The sequence below is a fragment of the Symbioplanes lichenis genome (assembly GCF_030709675.1).
Classification (GTDB): Bacteria; Actinomycetota; Actinomycetes; order Mycobacteriales; family Micromonosporaceae; genus Actinoplanes; species Actinoplanes lichenis.
The window spans coordinates 112374-125648 of sequence record NZ_JAUZQD010000010.1 but is presented as its reverse complement, the minus strand read 5'-3'; the positions used below and the strand labels follow the sequence as shown (position 1 = coordinate 125648).

The 13275-nt window shown below is 71.2% G+C and carries 9 protein-coding genes; 4 read left to right on the top strand and 5 right to left on the bottom strand.

Annotated elements, in window-relative coordinates:
* Positions 1-48: 48 nt before the first annotated feature.
* A complete protein-coding gene (locus RAN62_RS24330; RefSeq protein WP_305787057.1) occupies positions 49-1353 on the top strand; it encodes a ferredoxin reductase family protein in 1305 nt (434 codons plus the stop codon).
* Between the two features lie 37 nt (positions 1354-1390).
* Here RAN62_RS24330 and RAN62_RS24325 read toward each other — a convergent pair whose 3' ends face one another.
* Positions 1391-2242, bottom strand: coding sequence for an LLM class flavin-dependent oxidoreductase (locus RAN62_RS24325; protein ID WP_305787056.1), 852 nt, complete (start codon positions 2240-2242; stop codon positions 1391-1393).
* A 125-nt stretch (positions 2243-2367) separates the two neighbouring features.
* Here RAN62_RS24325 and RAN62_RS24320 point away from each other — a divergent pair, with 125 nt between their 5' ends.
* A complete protein-coding gene (locus RAN62_RS24320; RefSeq protein WP_305787055.1) occupies positions 2368-3351 on the top strand; it encodes a methyltransferase in 984 nt (327 codons plus the stop codon).
* 231 nt (positions 3352-3582) lie between these two features.
* Positions 3583-4323 (top strand): aminotransferase class IV, encoded by a 741-nt coding sequence (locus RAN62_RS24315; RefSeq protein ID WP_305787054.1) that lies wholly within the window; start codon positions 3583-3585, stop codon positions 4321-4323.
* Here the strand turns inward: RAN62_RS24315 and pabB are convergent.
* A complete protein-coding gene (gene pabB, locus RAN62_RS41410; protein WP_305787053.1) occupies positions 4274-6406 on the bottom strand; it encodes an aminodeoxychorismate synthase component I in 2133 nt (710 codons plus the stop codon). The two genes, RAN62_RS24315 and pabB, sit on opposite strands and share 50 nt — an antisense overlap.
* A 79-nt stretch (positions 6407-6485) precedes the next feature.
* Between pabB and RAN62_RS24305 the strand changes: the two genes are divergently transcribed.
* Positions 6486-7124, top strand: a complete 639-nt coding sequence (locus tag RAN62_RS24305; protein WP_305787052.1) for a hypothetical protein — start codon at positions 6486-6488, stop codon at positions 7122-7124.
* Here the strand turns inward: RAN62_RS24305 and RAN62_RS24300 are convergent.
* From RAN62_RS24300 to RAN62_RS24290, 3 genes are all read right to left on the bottom strand, one after another.
* Positions 7109-7837 (bottom strand): alpha/beta hydrolase, encoded by a 729-nt coding sequence (locus RAN62_RS24300; protein ID WP_305787051.1) that lies wholly within the window; start codon positions 7835-7837, stop codon positions 7109-7111. The two genes, RAN62_RS24305 and RAN62_RS24300, sit on opposite strands and share 16 nt — an antisense overlap.
* A gap of 331 nt (positions 7838-8168) precedes the next feature.
* Positions 8169-8807, bottom strand: coding sequence for a CDP-alcohol phosphatidyltransferase family protein (locus tag RAN62_RS24295; RefSeq protein ID WP_305787050.1), 639 nt, complete (start codon positions 8805-8807; stop codon positions 8169-8171).
* Positions 8808-8819: 12 nt separating this feature from the next.
* Positions 8820-13145 (bottom strand): RHS repeat-associated core domain-containing protein, encoded by a 4326-nt coding sequence (locus tag RAN62_RS24290; protein ID WP_305787049.1) that lies wholly within the window; start codon positions 13143-13145, stop codon positions 8820-8822.
* Between the last annotated feature and the right edge of the window lie 130 nt (positions 13146-13275).

Sequence of the window (13275 nt, the reverse complement as noted above, 5' to 3'; positions counted from 1 at the left end):
CCGTCGCGGCTGATGCCGGCGGCCACCCGGCGGTGGGATGCTCCGGGCATGTCTGCCGCGACCCGGGCCCGGCTGGTGCTCTTCGGGGCGCTCGGGCTCAACCTGGTCTTCGTCTGGGTGTCGTTCGCCCTGTCCGGCGTTCCGGGGAAGCACCCGCTGATCACCGTCGGCCGCTTCCTCGGCCTGCACGTGGCGCTGACGATGATCTTCCAGCTGGTGCTGGTCGCCCGGCTGCCCTGGCTGGATCGGCGGCTCGGCCTGGACGGGCTGACCACGGTGCACCGCTGGGGCGGCTTCACGCTCTCCTGGCTGCTGGTGCTGCACGTGTCCTTCATCGTCACCGGCTACGCGCAGCTCTACCGGCTGTCGATCCCGGCGCAGGTGCGCAGCCTCGCGGGGTCGACGCCGGTGCTGTTCGGGATGATCGCGTTCGTGCTGCTCACGGTGGCGGCGTTCACCTCCGCCCGGTACGCGCGGCGGCGCCTGTCGTACGAGGCCTGGCACGCGGTGCACTTCTTGCTCTACGCGGTCGTCGTGCTGGCGCTGCTGCACCAGATGACCGAGCTGACGACGTTCACCGTGTCGTCGTGGTCACGGGCGTACTGGTGGCTGCTGTGGACCTTGGCCCTCGTGGCCCTGGTCGCCGGCCGGATAGTGCTCCCGCTGGTACGCAACGCCCGGCACCGGTTCCGCGTCGCCGCCGTGGTGCCCGAGTCCGGCGACGTGGTGTCGGTGCACGTCACCGGGCGGCATCTGGACCGGTTGCCGGCGCGGGCCGGGCAGTTCATGCTGTGGCGCTTTCCCGGGCACAACCCCTGGTGGCAGGTCAACCCGTGGTCGCTGTCGGCCGCGCCGCGGGGCACGTCGCTGCGGCTCACCGCCAAGGCCGTCGGGACCACCAGCGCGGGCCTGCGGCACCTGCCGGTCGGCACGCGGGTGTTCGCCGAGGGCCCGTACGGTGCCCTGACCGCCGCGCGTCGCACCAGGCCGGCGGCGCTCCTCGTCGCCGGCGGCATCGGCGTCACCCCGATCCGGGCCCTGCTCGAGGAGCTCACCGGGCCGGTCACCGTGCTCTATCGCGTCCGGTCCGCGCGCGACGCCGTCCTCCTGGAGGAGATCGAGGAGCTGGCCCGGCTCCGGGGCGCCCGGGTGCACGTCCTCGACGGCCCCACCAGCGAGGTGAACCAGCCGCTCGCCGCCGCGAACCTGGCCGCCCTGGTCCCCGACGTCGCCGGCCGTGACGTCTACGTCTGCGGGCCCGAGCGCATGACCGCCGCCGTGCTCGCGGCGCTGCGGGAGCTGCGCGTGCCCACGGCCCAGATCCACACCGAGCGGTTCCGGATGGCGGCCTGACGAGCCCGGCTGACCGGCCGGGCTCGTCGCCGGTGCCTCAGAGGACGGCTTCGGCCAGGCGGTCGATCTCGTCGAGGTCGAAGGTCGTCGGGTTGAAGATGAACTCGTCGGTGCCCAGGTCCTCGAAGGACTTGAGCATGTCCTTGACGCCCTGCGGGCCGTGGGCGACGCCGGCCAGGACGGCGTCCACGAAGTCCGGGGTGATCTTGTAGTACTCGTAGACGTTCTTCTTGCCCGCCTCGAGGTCACCGAAGGCGAAGTAGCCGATCGCCTTGAAGTGCGGGTCACCGTCGCGGCCGGCCTCCTTCCAGGCGGCGCGCATGCCGTCGAAGGCCGGGGCCACGTAGGGCGCCGGCACCGAGGCACCGACGTAGCCCTCGCCCAGCCGCGCCGCCCGGGCGAACGTGGCCGGGGAGAAGCCGCCGAAGATCAGCGGAATGCGCCGCGTGCCCGCCGGGACGGCCGGGTTGGGGCTGTCCTGGAGCAGCTTGCCGTCCCACACGTCGAAGTAGGTCGCCAGGTCGGCGTCGAACCGCTTGCCGAGGCCCTTCATCGGCAGCCCGTCCACCACGAAGTCGTCGGGCCGCCCGCCGATGCCCAGGCCCAGCGTGAGCCGGCCGCCGGAGACGCCGTCGATGCCGGCCAGCTCCTTGGCCAGCAGGACGGGCGGCCACACCGGGGCGAGCAGCACGTTGGAGAACAGCCCGATGGTCGAGGTCGCCCCGGCCGCCGCGGCCAGCGCCACGGTGTCCATCACGCCCGGGAAGGCCACGCGGCCCACGGTGCCGAGGGTGGAGAAGCCCGCCGCCTCGGCCCGGCGCGCCCACTCGGGGATGACGGCCGGGTCCACGTTGGCGATCTGGTTCGGAATGCCGATGCCGATCTTCAAGGAAGTGCTCCTCGTGACTAGTTGCTTGCTCAATCAACAAGGATCATGCCCGCATCGATCAAGTCCGGCTGTCGGGTACGCGACGGAGCGGTACACAAGGGCATCCGAATAGGACACTGAGGGCCATGGCCCGTGTCTTCGAGTCGCCGGAAGGCCCGCCCGGACCGGCGCGCATCATCGATCTCTACTGCGGATACATGCTCTCCAAGACCATGTTCGCGGCCGTCGAGTTCGGCCTCTTCGCCGCCGCCGGGCCCGATCCGGCCACCCCGGCCGAGCTGGCCGAGCGCTGCGGCATCCCGGAACGCAGCGCCCGCGCCATGGCCGACCTGCTGGCCGAGGCCGGCCTGCTGATCCGCGAGGGCCTCGCCTTCCGGACCGCGCCGGACACCGAGGCCTTCCTCACCGGGCGCGGGCCCGCCGACCTGCGCCCGCTGGCCCGCTACTGGGACACGGTCAGCTATGCGGCCTGGGACAACGCCACCGAGGTGTTCCGCACCCGGCAGGGCAGCCGGCCGACCCTCGACAAGGCCCAGACCGAGGCGTACGAGTCGGCGGTCGCACTGGTCACCGCCGAGACGGCCGGCGACCTGGCCCGGGCGTACGACTTCGGGCGGCACCGGCGGCTCCTCGACGTGGGCGGCGGGTACGGCACGTTCTCCCGGGCGATCCTGGCCGCGTACGAGAAGGTGGAAGCCACCCTGGTCGACCTGCCCGAGGTGGCGGCGACCGTGGCCGGGCAGGCCGTCCCCCGGCTCACCGCGGTCGGCGCCGACGTGTTCGAGCAGCCGCTGCCGGAGGGCCACGACGTGATCCTGGTCGCCAACTTCGTGCACCTGCTGCCGCCGGAGCGCATCACCGAGCTGTTCCGGCGGCTGCGCGTGGCCGCCGCCCCGGACACGACCCTGCTGCTGGTCGACTGGTGGCGCACCGGGCAGCTCCCGCACCCGTCGGCCCGCTTCGGCGCCGGCGAGTTCCTCGTCATCAGCGGCGGCGACCTCTACCAGGTGGACGAGGTGACCGCCTGGCTGACCGAGTCCGGCTGGCGCAGCACCGACCACACGCCCCTGCCCCCGCCCTCCAGCGTGATCACCGCCGTTCCCGCCTGACCCGGCCGGGGGCGCCCGGCAGGCCGGGCGGGCGGACCGTGAACCGATCGCGGCCGGCGGCGGACAGACAGTTCAGAACGTTCCGAGGGGGAAACGTTGTGGACGACATCGATCTGCTGGCCGCGATCGCCGCCGGGGGATCGCGCTCGCCGGGGCGGGGCTCGGGCTGCTCGATCCGGCCGGGCGGGCGGGTCGCCGGTGGCTCGCGCCGGGCTTCGCGAGAATGGCGAGATGACGGTCACCGAGGCGGAGCTGCGGGCGCTCGCGCTCACCAACTACGGGCACTTCACCACGTTCCGCGTCGAGGACGGGGGCGTGCGGGGGCTGTCGCTGCACCTCGAGCGGCTGGCGCGGGACTGCCGGGCGCTGTTCGGGACCACGCTCGACCTGGACGCCGTACGGGCTCAGGTGCGGCGCGAGGTCGCGGGGGCGGCGCCGGTCACCGTACGGGTGACGGTTTTTGATCCCGCGCTCGACATCGGGCGACCGGTGCGGGCCGGGCAGCCGCGGGTGCTGGTCACGCGGCGCGCGGCCGGGCCGGCGCCGGGTCCTTTGCGGGTACGGACGGTGGCCTTCGAGCGGGACGCGCCCGAGATCAAGAGCGTGGGGCTGTTTCCGGTGCTGCGGCTGCGGCGGGCGGCGCAGATCGACGGGTACGACGATGCGCTGTTCGTGGATCGGGACGGGTTGATCAGCGAGGGTGGCACGTGGAACGTCGGATTCATCCGGTCGGATCGGGTGGTGTGGCCGGCCGCGGCGTATCTCCGTGGGGTCACCATGCAGCTGTTGCCCGGCGAGTCCATAGCAGTGCGGCGTGATGACTTAAGTCAGTTCGATGCCGCCTTTGCCACGAATGCTGCGACCGGCGTCCGGGCCGTTGCGGCTGTTGACGACGTGACTTACGACGTGGGCCATCCCAGCATCACGGCGCTGGCGGCGGCGTACCTCCGCCTTGCGCCGGAAGTGCTCTGACGCGGCCCGGGAATTCGGCATCGACCAGGCGCAGCAGCCCGGCGGCCTTGACGGCGGTCTCCTCCAGCTCGGCGTCCGGGTCACTGAGGGCGATGATCGCGCCCCCGACGCCGTACGTCGCCCGGTCGCCCGTCACGACCAGCGTGCGGATGACCATGCCGAGGTCGGCCGCCCCGGTGAGCGAGAAATAGCCGAGCGCCCCCGAGTAGACGCCGCGCGGGCCGCCCTCGAGCCGGTCGATGATCTCCATGGTGCGGAGCTTCGGGGCGCCCGTCATCGAGCCGCCGGGAAACGCGGCGCGGACACAGTCGACGGCGCTCGCCCCGGGGCGCAGGTCGGCCACCACGGTGCTGACGAGCTGGTGGACGGTGGCGAAGCTCTCCACGTCGAAGAGGCGGGGCACGCGTACCGTACCGGGTTGTCCGACTTTGCCCAGGTCGTTCCGGACCAGGTCGACGATCATCAGGTTCTCGGCCCGGTCCTTCTCGCTGGTGGCGAGGTCGTGGCGGAGGGCGGCGTCCGCCTCCGGGGTGGCGCCGCGCGGCCGGGTGCCCTTGATCGGCTTGCTCTCGGCGTGACCGGCGGCGTCGACCCGCAGGAAGCGCTCCGGCGAGGCGCTCAGCACGGCGACGTCGTCGAAGCCGAGGTACGCGGCGAAGGGCGCGGGATTCGCCCGGCGCAGCGCCTGGTACGCGGGCCACGGCGGCACCGGCCCGGTGACGGTGAGCATGTTGGTGAGGCAGATCTCGTACGTCTCGCCCTCGTGGATCGCCGCCTGGCACTCCTTGATCAGCCGCAGGTACGCCTCCCGGTCGTGCCGCAGCGTGATGTCGCGCCGGGGCACCGGCGGTCCGGCCGGGGCGGCTGTCGTGCCGGCCAGGGCCCGGATGCGGGCGCTCGTGGCGGCGAGCCATTCCCCGGCGCCGGGGTGATCGAGCGTCAGCAGGTGGACGGTGGCGGTCGCGTGGTCCATGACCACCGCGCGGTCGGCGAAGACCAGGACGGCGTCGGGGTCGGGCGAGCGGTGACCGGCCTGCTCCTTGAGTTCGTAGCCGAGGTAGCCGACCCAGCCCAGCGCGAAGTCGAAGGGCAGCGGGGTGTCCGGCTCGGCCCGATGCGCGCGCAGGTCGGCGTCGAGCCAGTCGAAGAAGCCAATCGTGACCGTTTCAGATCTCCCGGCGCCGGTGATGGTGACCGTTCCGGCTGTCACATCGGCGCGGGCTACGCGGCTCAGGGGCCCTTCGGCGTTGCCCATGATCGAGACGCCGGTGCCGGTGCTGGTGTCGAGCCAGAAGGGGTGATCGCCGGAGCGGAACAGCGTGTCGAACACCACTTCCGGGTCGACGTTGACGGGGAGCCGCTCGGTGCGGATGGTTGTTCTCGGGGCGCCTGATCCCGGGGCATCCGCTTCCGAGGCGCCCGTTTCCGAGGCGCCTGCTTCCGAGGCGCCTGCTTCCGAGGCGCCTGCTTCCGGGGCACTTGAGACGCTGATCACCGGGCGGGGTGACCGCTCCAGGGTCAGATCACGGAAGTTGGCGAGCAGCTGGTGCCCGTACTCGGTCCGGATGGACTCGGGGTGGAACTGCACGCCCCACAGCGGCCGGTCCCGATGCCGGACGCCCATCAGCACCCCGTCGTCCGCCCACGCGACCGGGATCAGCTCCGCCGGCAGCTCGCTCACCGCGAGCGAGTGATAGCGCACCGCCTCGAACGGCGACGGGATCCCCGCGAACAGCTCCCGCCCGTCGTGGCGTACCGGCGACCGCCGCCCGTGCCGCGGCTCGGGCGCGAGGTCGACCACTCCCCCGAGCAACTCGGCGATGCCCTGGTGCCCGAGGCAGACCCCGAGCGTCGGCAGCCGGCCGCCGAGGATGATCTCCCGGCTGAGGCCGAAGTCCCGGCGCCGGCCCGGCCGCCCCGGCCCCGGCGAGATCACGACGTTGTCGAAGCCGTCGAGCAGCCCGTCGTGCCAGCCCGGGTCGTCGTTGCGCACGACCACCGGCTCGGTGCCGTTGACCTCGGCCAGGTGGTGCACCAGGTTCCAGGTGAACGAGTCGTAGTTGTCGACGATCAGTGTCCGCATCGTGCCCTTCCGCTCCCCCGCCACCCTAGGCGGTGTTTCGCGGGGCATGACGGCCGCCGGTTGGTCTAGGTTGTCTCCCATGCATCCAGCAGCACCGATGACCGTGCCGTCGCCGGCCGGGCTGCGCGTCTCGGGAGCGCTGCTCTACGGCGTCGCCGGGCTCGCCCTGCTGCACGCCGTCGTCGAGCTGATCTTCACCAACACCGGGCTCAGCGTCTATCGCGACGCCTACAACGGCGACACCGGGTCGGGCTTCGGCAGCCTCGTCATCGCGACCCTCGACATCCTCCTCGCCGGCTTCGCCGCCGTGCTGGCCGTCCTCAACGGTCACGGTCGCCGGAACGCGCGCATGACGACGTACATCCTGGGTGGTCTGTTCCTTCTCTGCGGCGGCCTGGGCTCGCTGCCCAACAGCTTCCACGGGCCGTCGTCCTCCGCCGGCACCAGCGTCATCGACAGGATCACACCCGCCGCGTACGGCCTGGGCACCAGCTTGCTCCACGCGGTGACCCTGCTGGCCGTGCTCGCCGCCCTCATCCTGCTCACGCTGCCGTCCACGACCCGTTACATCGAGGAACGGCAGCGCCCGCAGTACGTCTACGTGCCCGTGCCGGTGCCGCAGCCGCCCGCCACCACGGACGTGCCGGTCCAGCGCCACCTGGACCCGCACACCGGCAGCATCCCGGCGGCCGACCCCTGGGCTCAGCCGCCCAGCTGAGCGATCCAGGCCGCGCAGGCCTCCGCCCACCGCGCGGTGTGCGGGACGTGGAGGTCGCCGTGGTCGCCGTACCGCACCCCGTCGGCCAGCCCGAGCCCGTGCCGCCCGTGCGGATAGATGTGCAACTCCACCGGCACCCCGGCCGAGAAGAGCGCCGACGCCATGGCGAGCGCGTTCGGGAAGCCGGGCGGATCCTCGGCCGTTGCCCACAGGAACGTCGGACAGGTCGCCGCGTCGACGTGCAACGCCGGTGACAACGCTTCCCGCAGTTCCATCCGCCCGCCCAGGATGAACGAGACCGGCGCATCCGGCAGCAGGCGCAGATCCGCCGGCGCGTACGCGAGAACGGCGAAGTCCGGCCGCGGCGGCGTCACGTCCTCGCCGGGCAGCACGGTCCCGGTCGCCAGCAACCCGGCCAGATGCCCGCCCGCACTCGACCCGATGACACCGACTTTCTCATGCCCCCGCTCCCGGAGCTGGTCCAGCGCCGCCCGCCCCGCCACGAGCGGCGCCGGAAACGGATGCTCGCCCGGCAGCGGATAGCGCAGCACGTAGGCGTCGAGGCCGATGCCGCTCAGCCAGCGGGCGTACCCCTCGCCTTCGTGCTCGGCGTGGAACCGGTATCCGCCGCCCGGCAGCACCAGCACGGCGGGCCGGGGGTGGGGGATGCGCTCGTGCGCGGGGTAGGCGGTGATGTCGGGATCGCTGCTCATGGTGCCCTTTCGTCGTCTTTCGGGGACGACAGGCACGACAGCACGAGAGAGCACCGGACTCCGGATGGGCTCGACCGATGAACGGGCACACGCCTGCGCGCGTCCCGCCGCAACGGCGGCTGAAGCGACTGTCTCCTTCGTCTCGGCCCATCCGGGGCTCCCCGCCACCTTACACAGTGCGGGATCCTCAGTTCCGCGTGCATCGCGGAGATACCGATCCCGCCTCCGGCACAAGATTCCCCCGATCCATCGACCCGTCGTGTCACGGGCTCATTCCCGACGAACGCGCAGCTTCGGCGACCTCACGCAGCCCGACCCGCGCGGCACGGGCTCACTCCGGGCGGGCGCGCAGCTCGGCCACCTCACGCAGCCCGACCCGCAGGAAGTGGAAGGCCGCGAGCGCGCCGAAACCCGCGACGGGCAGGTCGTACGCGCTGATGCCACCGAGTGGTATCGGGCCCGCCGTCGTGATCACGAGGCCTTGGAGCACGAGCAGCGCGTGCCCCTCGGTGGGCCCGATCCCGCCGAACGACAACCGGAACTCGCCCAGCACCGCCGTGCGCAGAAAGACCAGGATCACCAGCCCCTGGTACGCCACCAGACTCGCCAGGGCGACGCGGAAGTCGACGTAAGGCGACAGCCCGAGCCCCACGAAGATGAGAACCTGGCAGACCGTGTCGGTGAAGTGGTCGACGTAGAAGCCGTACCGTTCGCGGGCGGCACCGCGCAGCCGGGCCACCGTGCCGTCGAGGCTGTCGCCGAGCCAGTGGACGACGACACCAGCCGTGGCGAGCAGGGCATACCACTGAGTGACATGGCTCAAGGCGTAGCCGGCGCAGCAGAGCACCGCCCCGCCCAGCCCGGCAATCGTGCAGACGTCCGCGCTCGCCCGGGGTGCGACGACCCGGGCGAGCGCGGCGAGAAGAGGCCGCTCCAGCGGGGCGAGCAGGCTCGTGTTGACCCGTCTCATGGGTCCAAGGTGCTACAGGCCCGCCTTCCTGAGCTTCTCCTGCAGGGCCGCGAGGTCGGCGGTGGTGTCGGGGTTGAGCTTGACGGTGACGTTCTCGGCGCCGGTCAGGCCGTTGATGATCTTCGCCGAGAAGTCCTTGTTGAACTTCGCCAGCGTGTCGATCGCGTCCTCCGGCGTCAGCGCGCTCTTCTCTAGCGCGGCCAGCACATCGGCCTTGTTGCTGCCGATCGCCTGGACCATCGTGTCGAAGTTGACGTCACGGTTGGTGATGTCCTTGCCGACGTTCGCGTTCCAGTGGGACGACCGGCCCGCGTCGATCGAGCTCGCGGCGTCGTTGGCGGTGATGCGCAGCTGGTCCTTGAGCGGCCGGGCGGTCAGGTGGAAGTCGGTGACGTCGAACGTGACCCGGGCGTCCTTGGAGAACTCGGTCTGCTTGAGCATCACGTTCAGGTGCACGGCGAGGTCGTCGGTGGCGCCCTCCACCTTGACCACCCGGTGCTCCGAGATCAGGTTGACCTTGCCGTCCCAGCCGCGCTTGGGCGTCGGGAACTTCCAGTCCGCCAAGTTGACGACCTTGTCGTCGCCCCGGAAGACGAGGTTCTTCAGGATGGCGTTGGCCTTCGAGCCGGTCATGATGTCGGCGTACTGCTTCTCGAAGGAGAGGTTCTCGAAGTCCTTGCGCGTGATCGTGCAGGCCGGCATCAGGCCGAGCGGGTCAGCGCCGGTGAGCGGATTACTGACGTACGACGCCGGGTCGGGCGCGGGCTTCAGCCCGAGCGGATCCTGACTTAAGTAACGCGCGGTCGCCGGGTCGTAGTAGCGGTTGACGTTGTAGTGCAGCCCGGTCTCCGCGTCGAAGTACTGCCCCGGGAAGCGCAGCGGCGTCGCCGGGCCAGTGCCCCGCGCCCGCCCCCACAGATCGAAGTCGCCGACCGGCGTCCCGATCGCATCGGTGACCAGCACCTCCAGCACCCCGTCGCGCACCTCGGCGACGACGTAGCCGGCCTCGGGGTGGTGCTCCCACGTCACCGTGCGCACGCTGCCGTCCGCGCCGGTCCGGGTCTCCTCGACGAGCGTGCCGCCGTCCCACACGAACTCGGTCTGCTCATAGATCACGGCAGCGTTTGCCACGTCGACGCGCTGCTTGGCCACGCGGCGCAGCAGCGGGTCGTAGAGGTAGCGCCAGCAGTCGCCGGCCGGGGTGAGCGCCCACGCCGGCTGGTTCAGCTCGTTCCAGGCGAAACGCCAGGTCAGACCATCGACGGTACGCGCGACGACGCGCCCCCGGTCGTCATACTCATAGGCGACGCCGTTGCCCTCGACCAGCATCGTCCCGGCGTAACGGAAATCCCCGCCGCCGGCCGCCGTCAGCACGCCCCCGGGCCCGTACCGATAGGACTCGTCCCGCCCGTCGCCCCGCACCCCGATGACCCGCCCGGCCGCGTCATGCGTGAACACCGTTCCCCCGACTGACGCAAGCCGCTCCTTTACGTCATAGGAGTAGGTACGCACGTCACCCAGCGCAGCGGTCTCGACCCGGGCGCCGCCGCCGTCGTACTTAAGTACGTCAGCCGGACCGATCCGCTGGGTGGCGAGGCGGTCGCCGTCGTAGATCTGCTCCAGCGCGACCTTCCCGTCGACCCGGCGGCGCACCTCACGCCCGTCGCCCTCGTAGTCCAGCGTCACCTGCCGGCCGGCGACATCGAGCCACGTCGCCTCGCCGAGGATCCGCTCGAAGCTCCACGCGCTCGCGCCCCCGGACGGCGTCCGCCGGTGCCGTGTCATGAGCACGTCGTCGTACGTATAAGTCGTCGCCCGCCCGTTGGTCGTCTGCCGCACCAGGCGCCCGAGCTCGTCCCGCTCGAGCAGCACGAACGTGTCGCTGTTCCGCGCCGACACCAACCGTCCCGCGTCGTCGTAAGTAAACGTGGCGACGTCGTCACCCGTCCGCCGCTCGATGATCCGGCCGTGGACGTCGTACGCGTAGTCGGTCGCCGTGCCGTTCACCTGCCGCACCACGCGACCGGCGGTGTCGTATTCGTAAGTACGTCGCCGCCCGTCGAAGTCGGTCTCGGCGATCAGCTGCCCGGCCGCGTCGTACTCATAACGCCACACGAGCCCGCGCGGGTCGGTCACCGCGACCAGGCGCAGCTCGGCATCGTACGCAAAGGTCGTCCTTGCGCCAGTCGCATCGGTCCACGCCGCGACCGTGCCGAAGGGCCCGGGCTCGATCGTCCCGCTCTCGCCGTCGATCCAGCCGAAGACGCGCCCGTCCGCATCCGGACCGCTGTCCGCGCTGCCCGCGCCGCGCGCGGGGTTCGCATCGTTACCCAGCTCATCCGTGGCGGAGAGCATCCGCCCCCACCGATCCCAGTCGTACGACGTCACCCGCCCGAGCGGATCGATCCGGCTCTGCGTCCGCAGCCCCGCCCCGATCCGATACACGGTCGCATTGCCCAGCGCATCGGTGAACGTCGTCGTCCGCTGCTCGTCGTCGTACGCGATGTGCCCGTCCAGGTAGCCGTTGCTGCTGATCGTCTGCACGCACCGGCCGCGCTCGTCGTACACGTAGGAGTACGAACCGCTCCAGTCGTGCCAGGCGGTCATCCGGCCGTCGGTGTACTCCAGGCGCTCGGTGCCGCCGCCGGTCACCACCTCGACGAGCTGACGCTGGTCATCGTACGTATAAGTAATGTCACCCGCGGCCGTGACCAGGCCGTCGGTGACCGTGACGGCCAGCGCCTCCCCGCCCGGGAAGGTGATGCTGACCGGGGTGTCGCCGGCCCAGCTGATCTCCGTGCGCCCGGACGCGTCGATGATCGACGTCAGCGCCGACACCGGGCCGGCCGGGCGGAACTGCAGCGTCGCCCCGGTCTCCGGGTCGTGCATCTCGGCGCTGCCGTCGGAGTACCAGGTCAGCGGGCGGCGCGGCCCCTCCAGCGGGAGCACGGGCTCGCCCGGCTCGGCGTGCGGATAGGCGAGGATCATGCCGTCCGGGGCGAAGTAGCAGCTGCCCTCGTCGTCCAGCTCGAGCCGCTGGTCCAGCACCGACGTCCACAGCGGCCCGAACCAGCGGCCCGCGCGGTAGGACGACACGTGCGTACGCTGGAGCAGTCCCAGGTCGCGAGCGGTGGACACGACCTCGCCCGTCGCCACGTCCACCGGGTCGGTGACGCAGTCGCGGATCTTCAGCTCGGTCGCGGTGAACTTGACGTCGACCGGCCGGTTGCCCAGGTTGCGGAGCAGGTCACCGATCTTGCCGATGCCGCCCTTCAGGTTCCCGCCGAGGTTCTTGGTGATCGTGGTCAGCCCGGCGCCGAGGCCCTTGAGGGCGCCGACCATGCCCTTGGCCATCTCCTTCATGCCGTTGAGCGCGGCCTTGCCGATCTCCTTGAGCCCGCCCGCCTTGTAGAGCTGCGACAGCTTGGAGAGCGAGGTCAGCCCCTTGACGCCCGGGATGATGCCCAGGATCCCGAAGACCAGGTCCATGACGGATCCCTTGCCCTGGGAGAAGTCGACTATCGCCTTGATGAGCAGCACCGCCCCGGCGGCGAGCGCGATCCACGCCAGCGGGCCACCGAAGATCATCGCCAGGATGCCGGCCACGAGGGCGACCCACTTGGCGACCTCGCAGATGATGTTCCACAGTTCCTTGAGGGCGTCACCGAGCTTCTGCCAGAAGTTACGGGGCTGGATGCCCGCGTCGGAGGCGTCCTCGATCTGCCGTACGCAGGTCCGGGCCGCGCCGTCGCGCATCTGCTTGGCCTGCTCGGCCAGCTGCTTGGCCAGGTCGAGCTCCTGCTGCGCGCCGTTGACCTGCCCCTGCGCCGCGCTGAGCCGTTGCTGGGCGGCGTCGGCGTCCTTGATCGCCTGCTTGACCTGATCGGGATCGGGCTTGACCGTCTCGGCCTGCGCGGTCTTCGCGGCCTGCGACGCGCCGGTGAAATCGGTCTGCGCAATGTCGAGGGCACCCTGCAACGACCGCAGCTTCTCGGCCGCCGCCCGCCCGTCCACGAGAGCCCGGTCGGCCTGCGCTTGCGCGCTCTCCAGCACGGGCGCGAAGTCCTCCAGCGCGTCACCGGCCATCAGGTGCGACTGGTAGAGCTTGTTCACCTGGTTCGGGAAGTCCCCGAACTGCTTACGAAACGCGTCCCCCGACAACCCGACCCACGTCAGCAGCGAGCCGTCGCCCTGCAACGACTCGACAGCCAGCTTCGCCCGGTGCGCCGTCTCGGCGAAGTCGTGGAACCGCCCGGCCAGCTGCCGCAACCGGGCCGGATCCCCCGGCGTCGGGTCGCCGGACATGTCCAGAACGTCCCAGTCGACCGGTCTCGCCATGCTGCACCTCACGACCTCTCCGTGGATCTTCAGCAGAGAAGGTAGCGAATGGATGCATGGGGCCGTTCCGCGAGACCCGGCCACGAGGACCGAGCCTCATAAGATCAGCCGCGCACCCACAGGTGAACCT

What these genes read in the sequence shown, in the direction of transcription:
- RAN62_RS24330 (WP_305787057.1), top strand. Translation starts at nt 49, where the DNA reads ATGTCTGCCGCGACCCGGGCCCGGCTGGTGCTCTTCGGGGCGCTCGGG.
- RAN62_RS24320 (WP_305787055.1), top strand. Translation starts at nt 2,368, where the DNA reads ATGGCCCGTGTCTTCGAGTCGCCGGAAGGCCCGCCCGGACCGGCGCGC.
- RAN62_RS24315 (WP_305787054.1), top strand. Translation starts at nt 3,583, where the DNA reads ATGACGGTCACCGAGGCGGAGCTGCGGGCGCTCGCGCTCACCAACTAC.
- pabB (WP_305787053.1), bottom strand. Translation starts at nt 6,406, where the DNA reads ATGCGGACACTGATCGTCGACAACTACGACTCGTTCACCTGGAACCTG.
- RAN62_RS24305 (WP_305787052.1), top strand. Translation starts at nt 6,486, where the DNA reads ATGCATCCAGCAGCACCGATGACCGTGCCGTCGCCGGCCGGGCTGCGC.
- RAN62_RS24300 (WP_305787051.1), bottom strand. Translation starts at nt 7,837, where the DNA reads ATGAGCAGCGATCCCGACATCACCGCCTACCCCGCGCACGAGCGCATC.
- RAN62_RS24295 (WP_305787050.1), bottom strand. Translation starts at nt 8,807, where the DNA reads ATGAGACGGGTCAACACGAGCCTGCTCGCCCCGCTGGAGCGGCCTCTT.
- RAN62_RS24290 (WP_305787049.1), bottom strand. Translation starts at nt 13,145, where the DNA reads ATGGCGAGACCGGTCGACTGGGACGTTCTGGACATGTCCGGCGACCCG.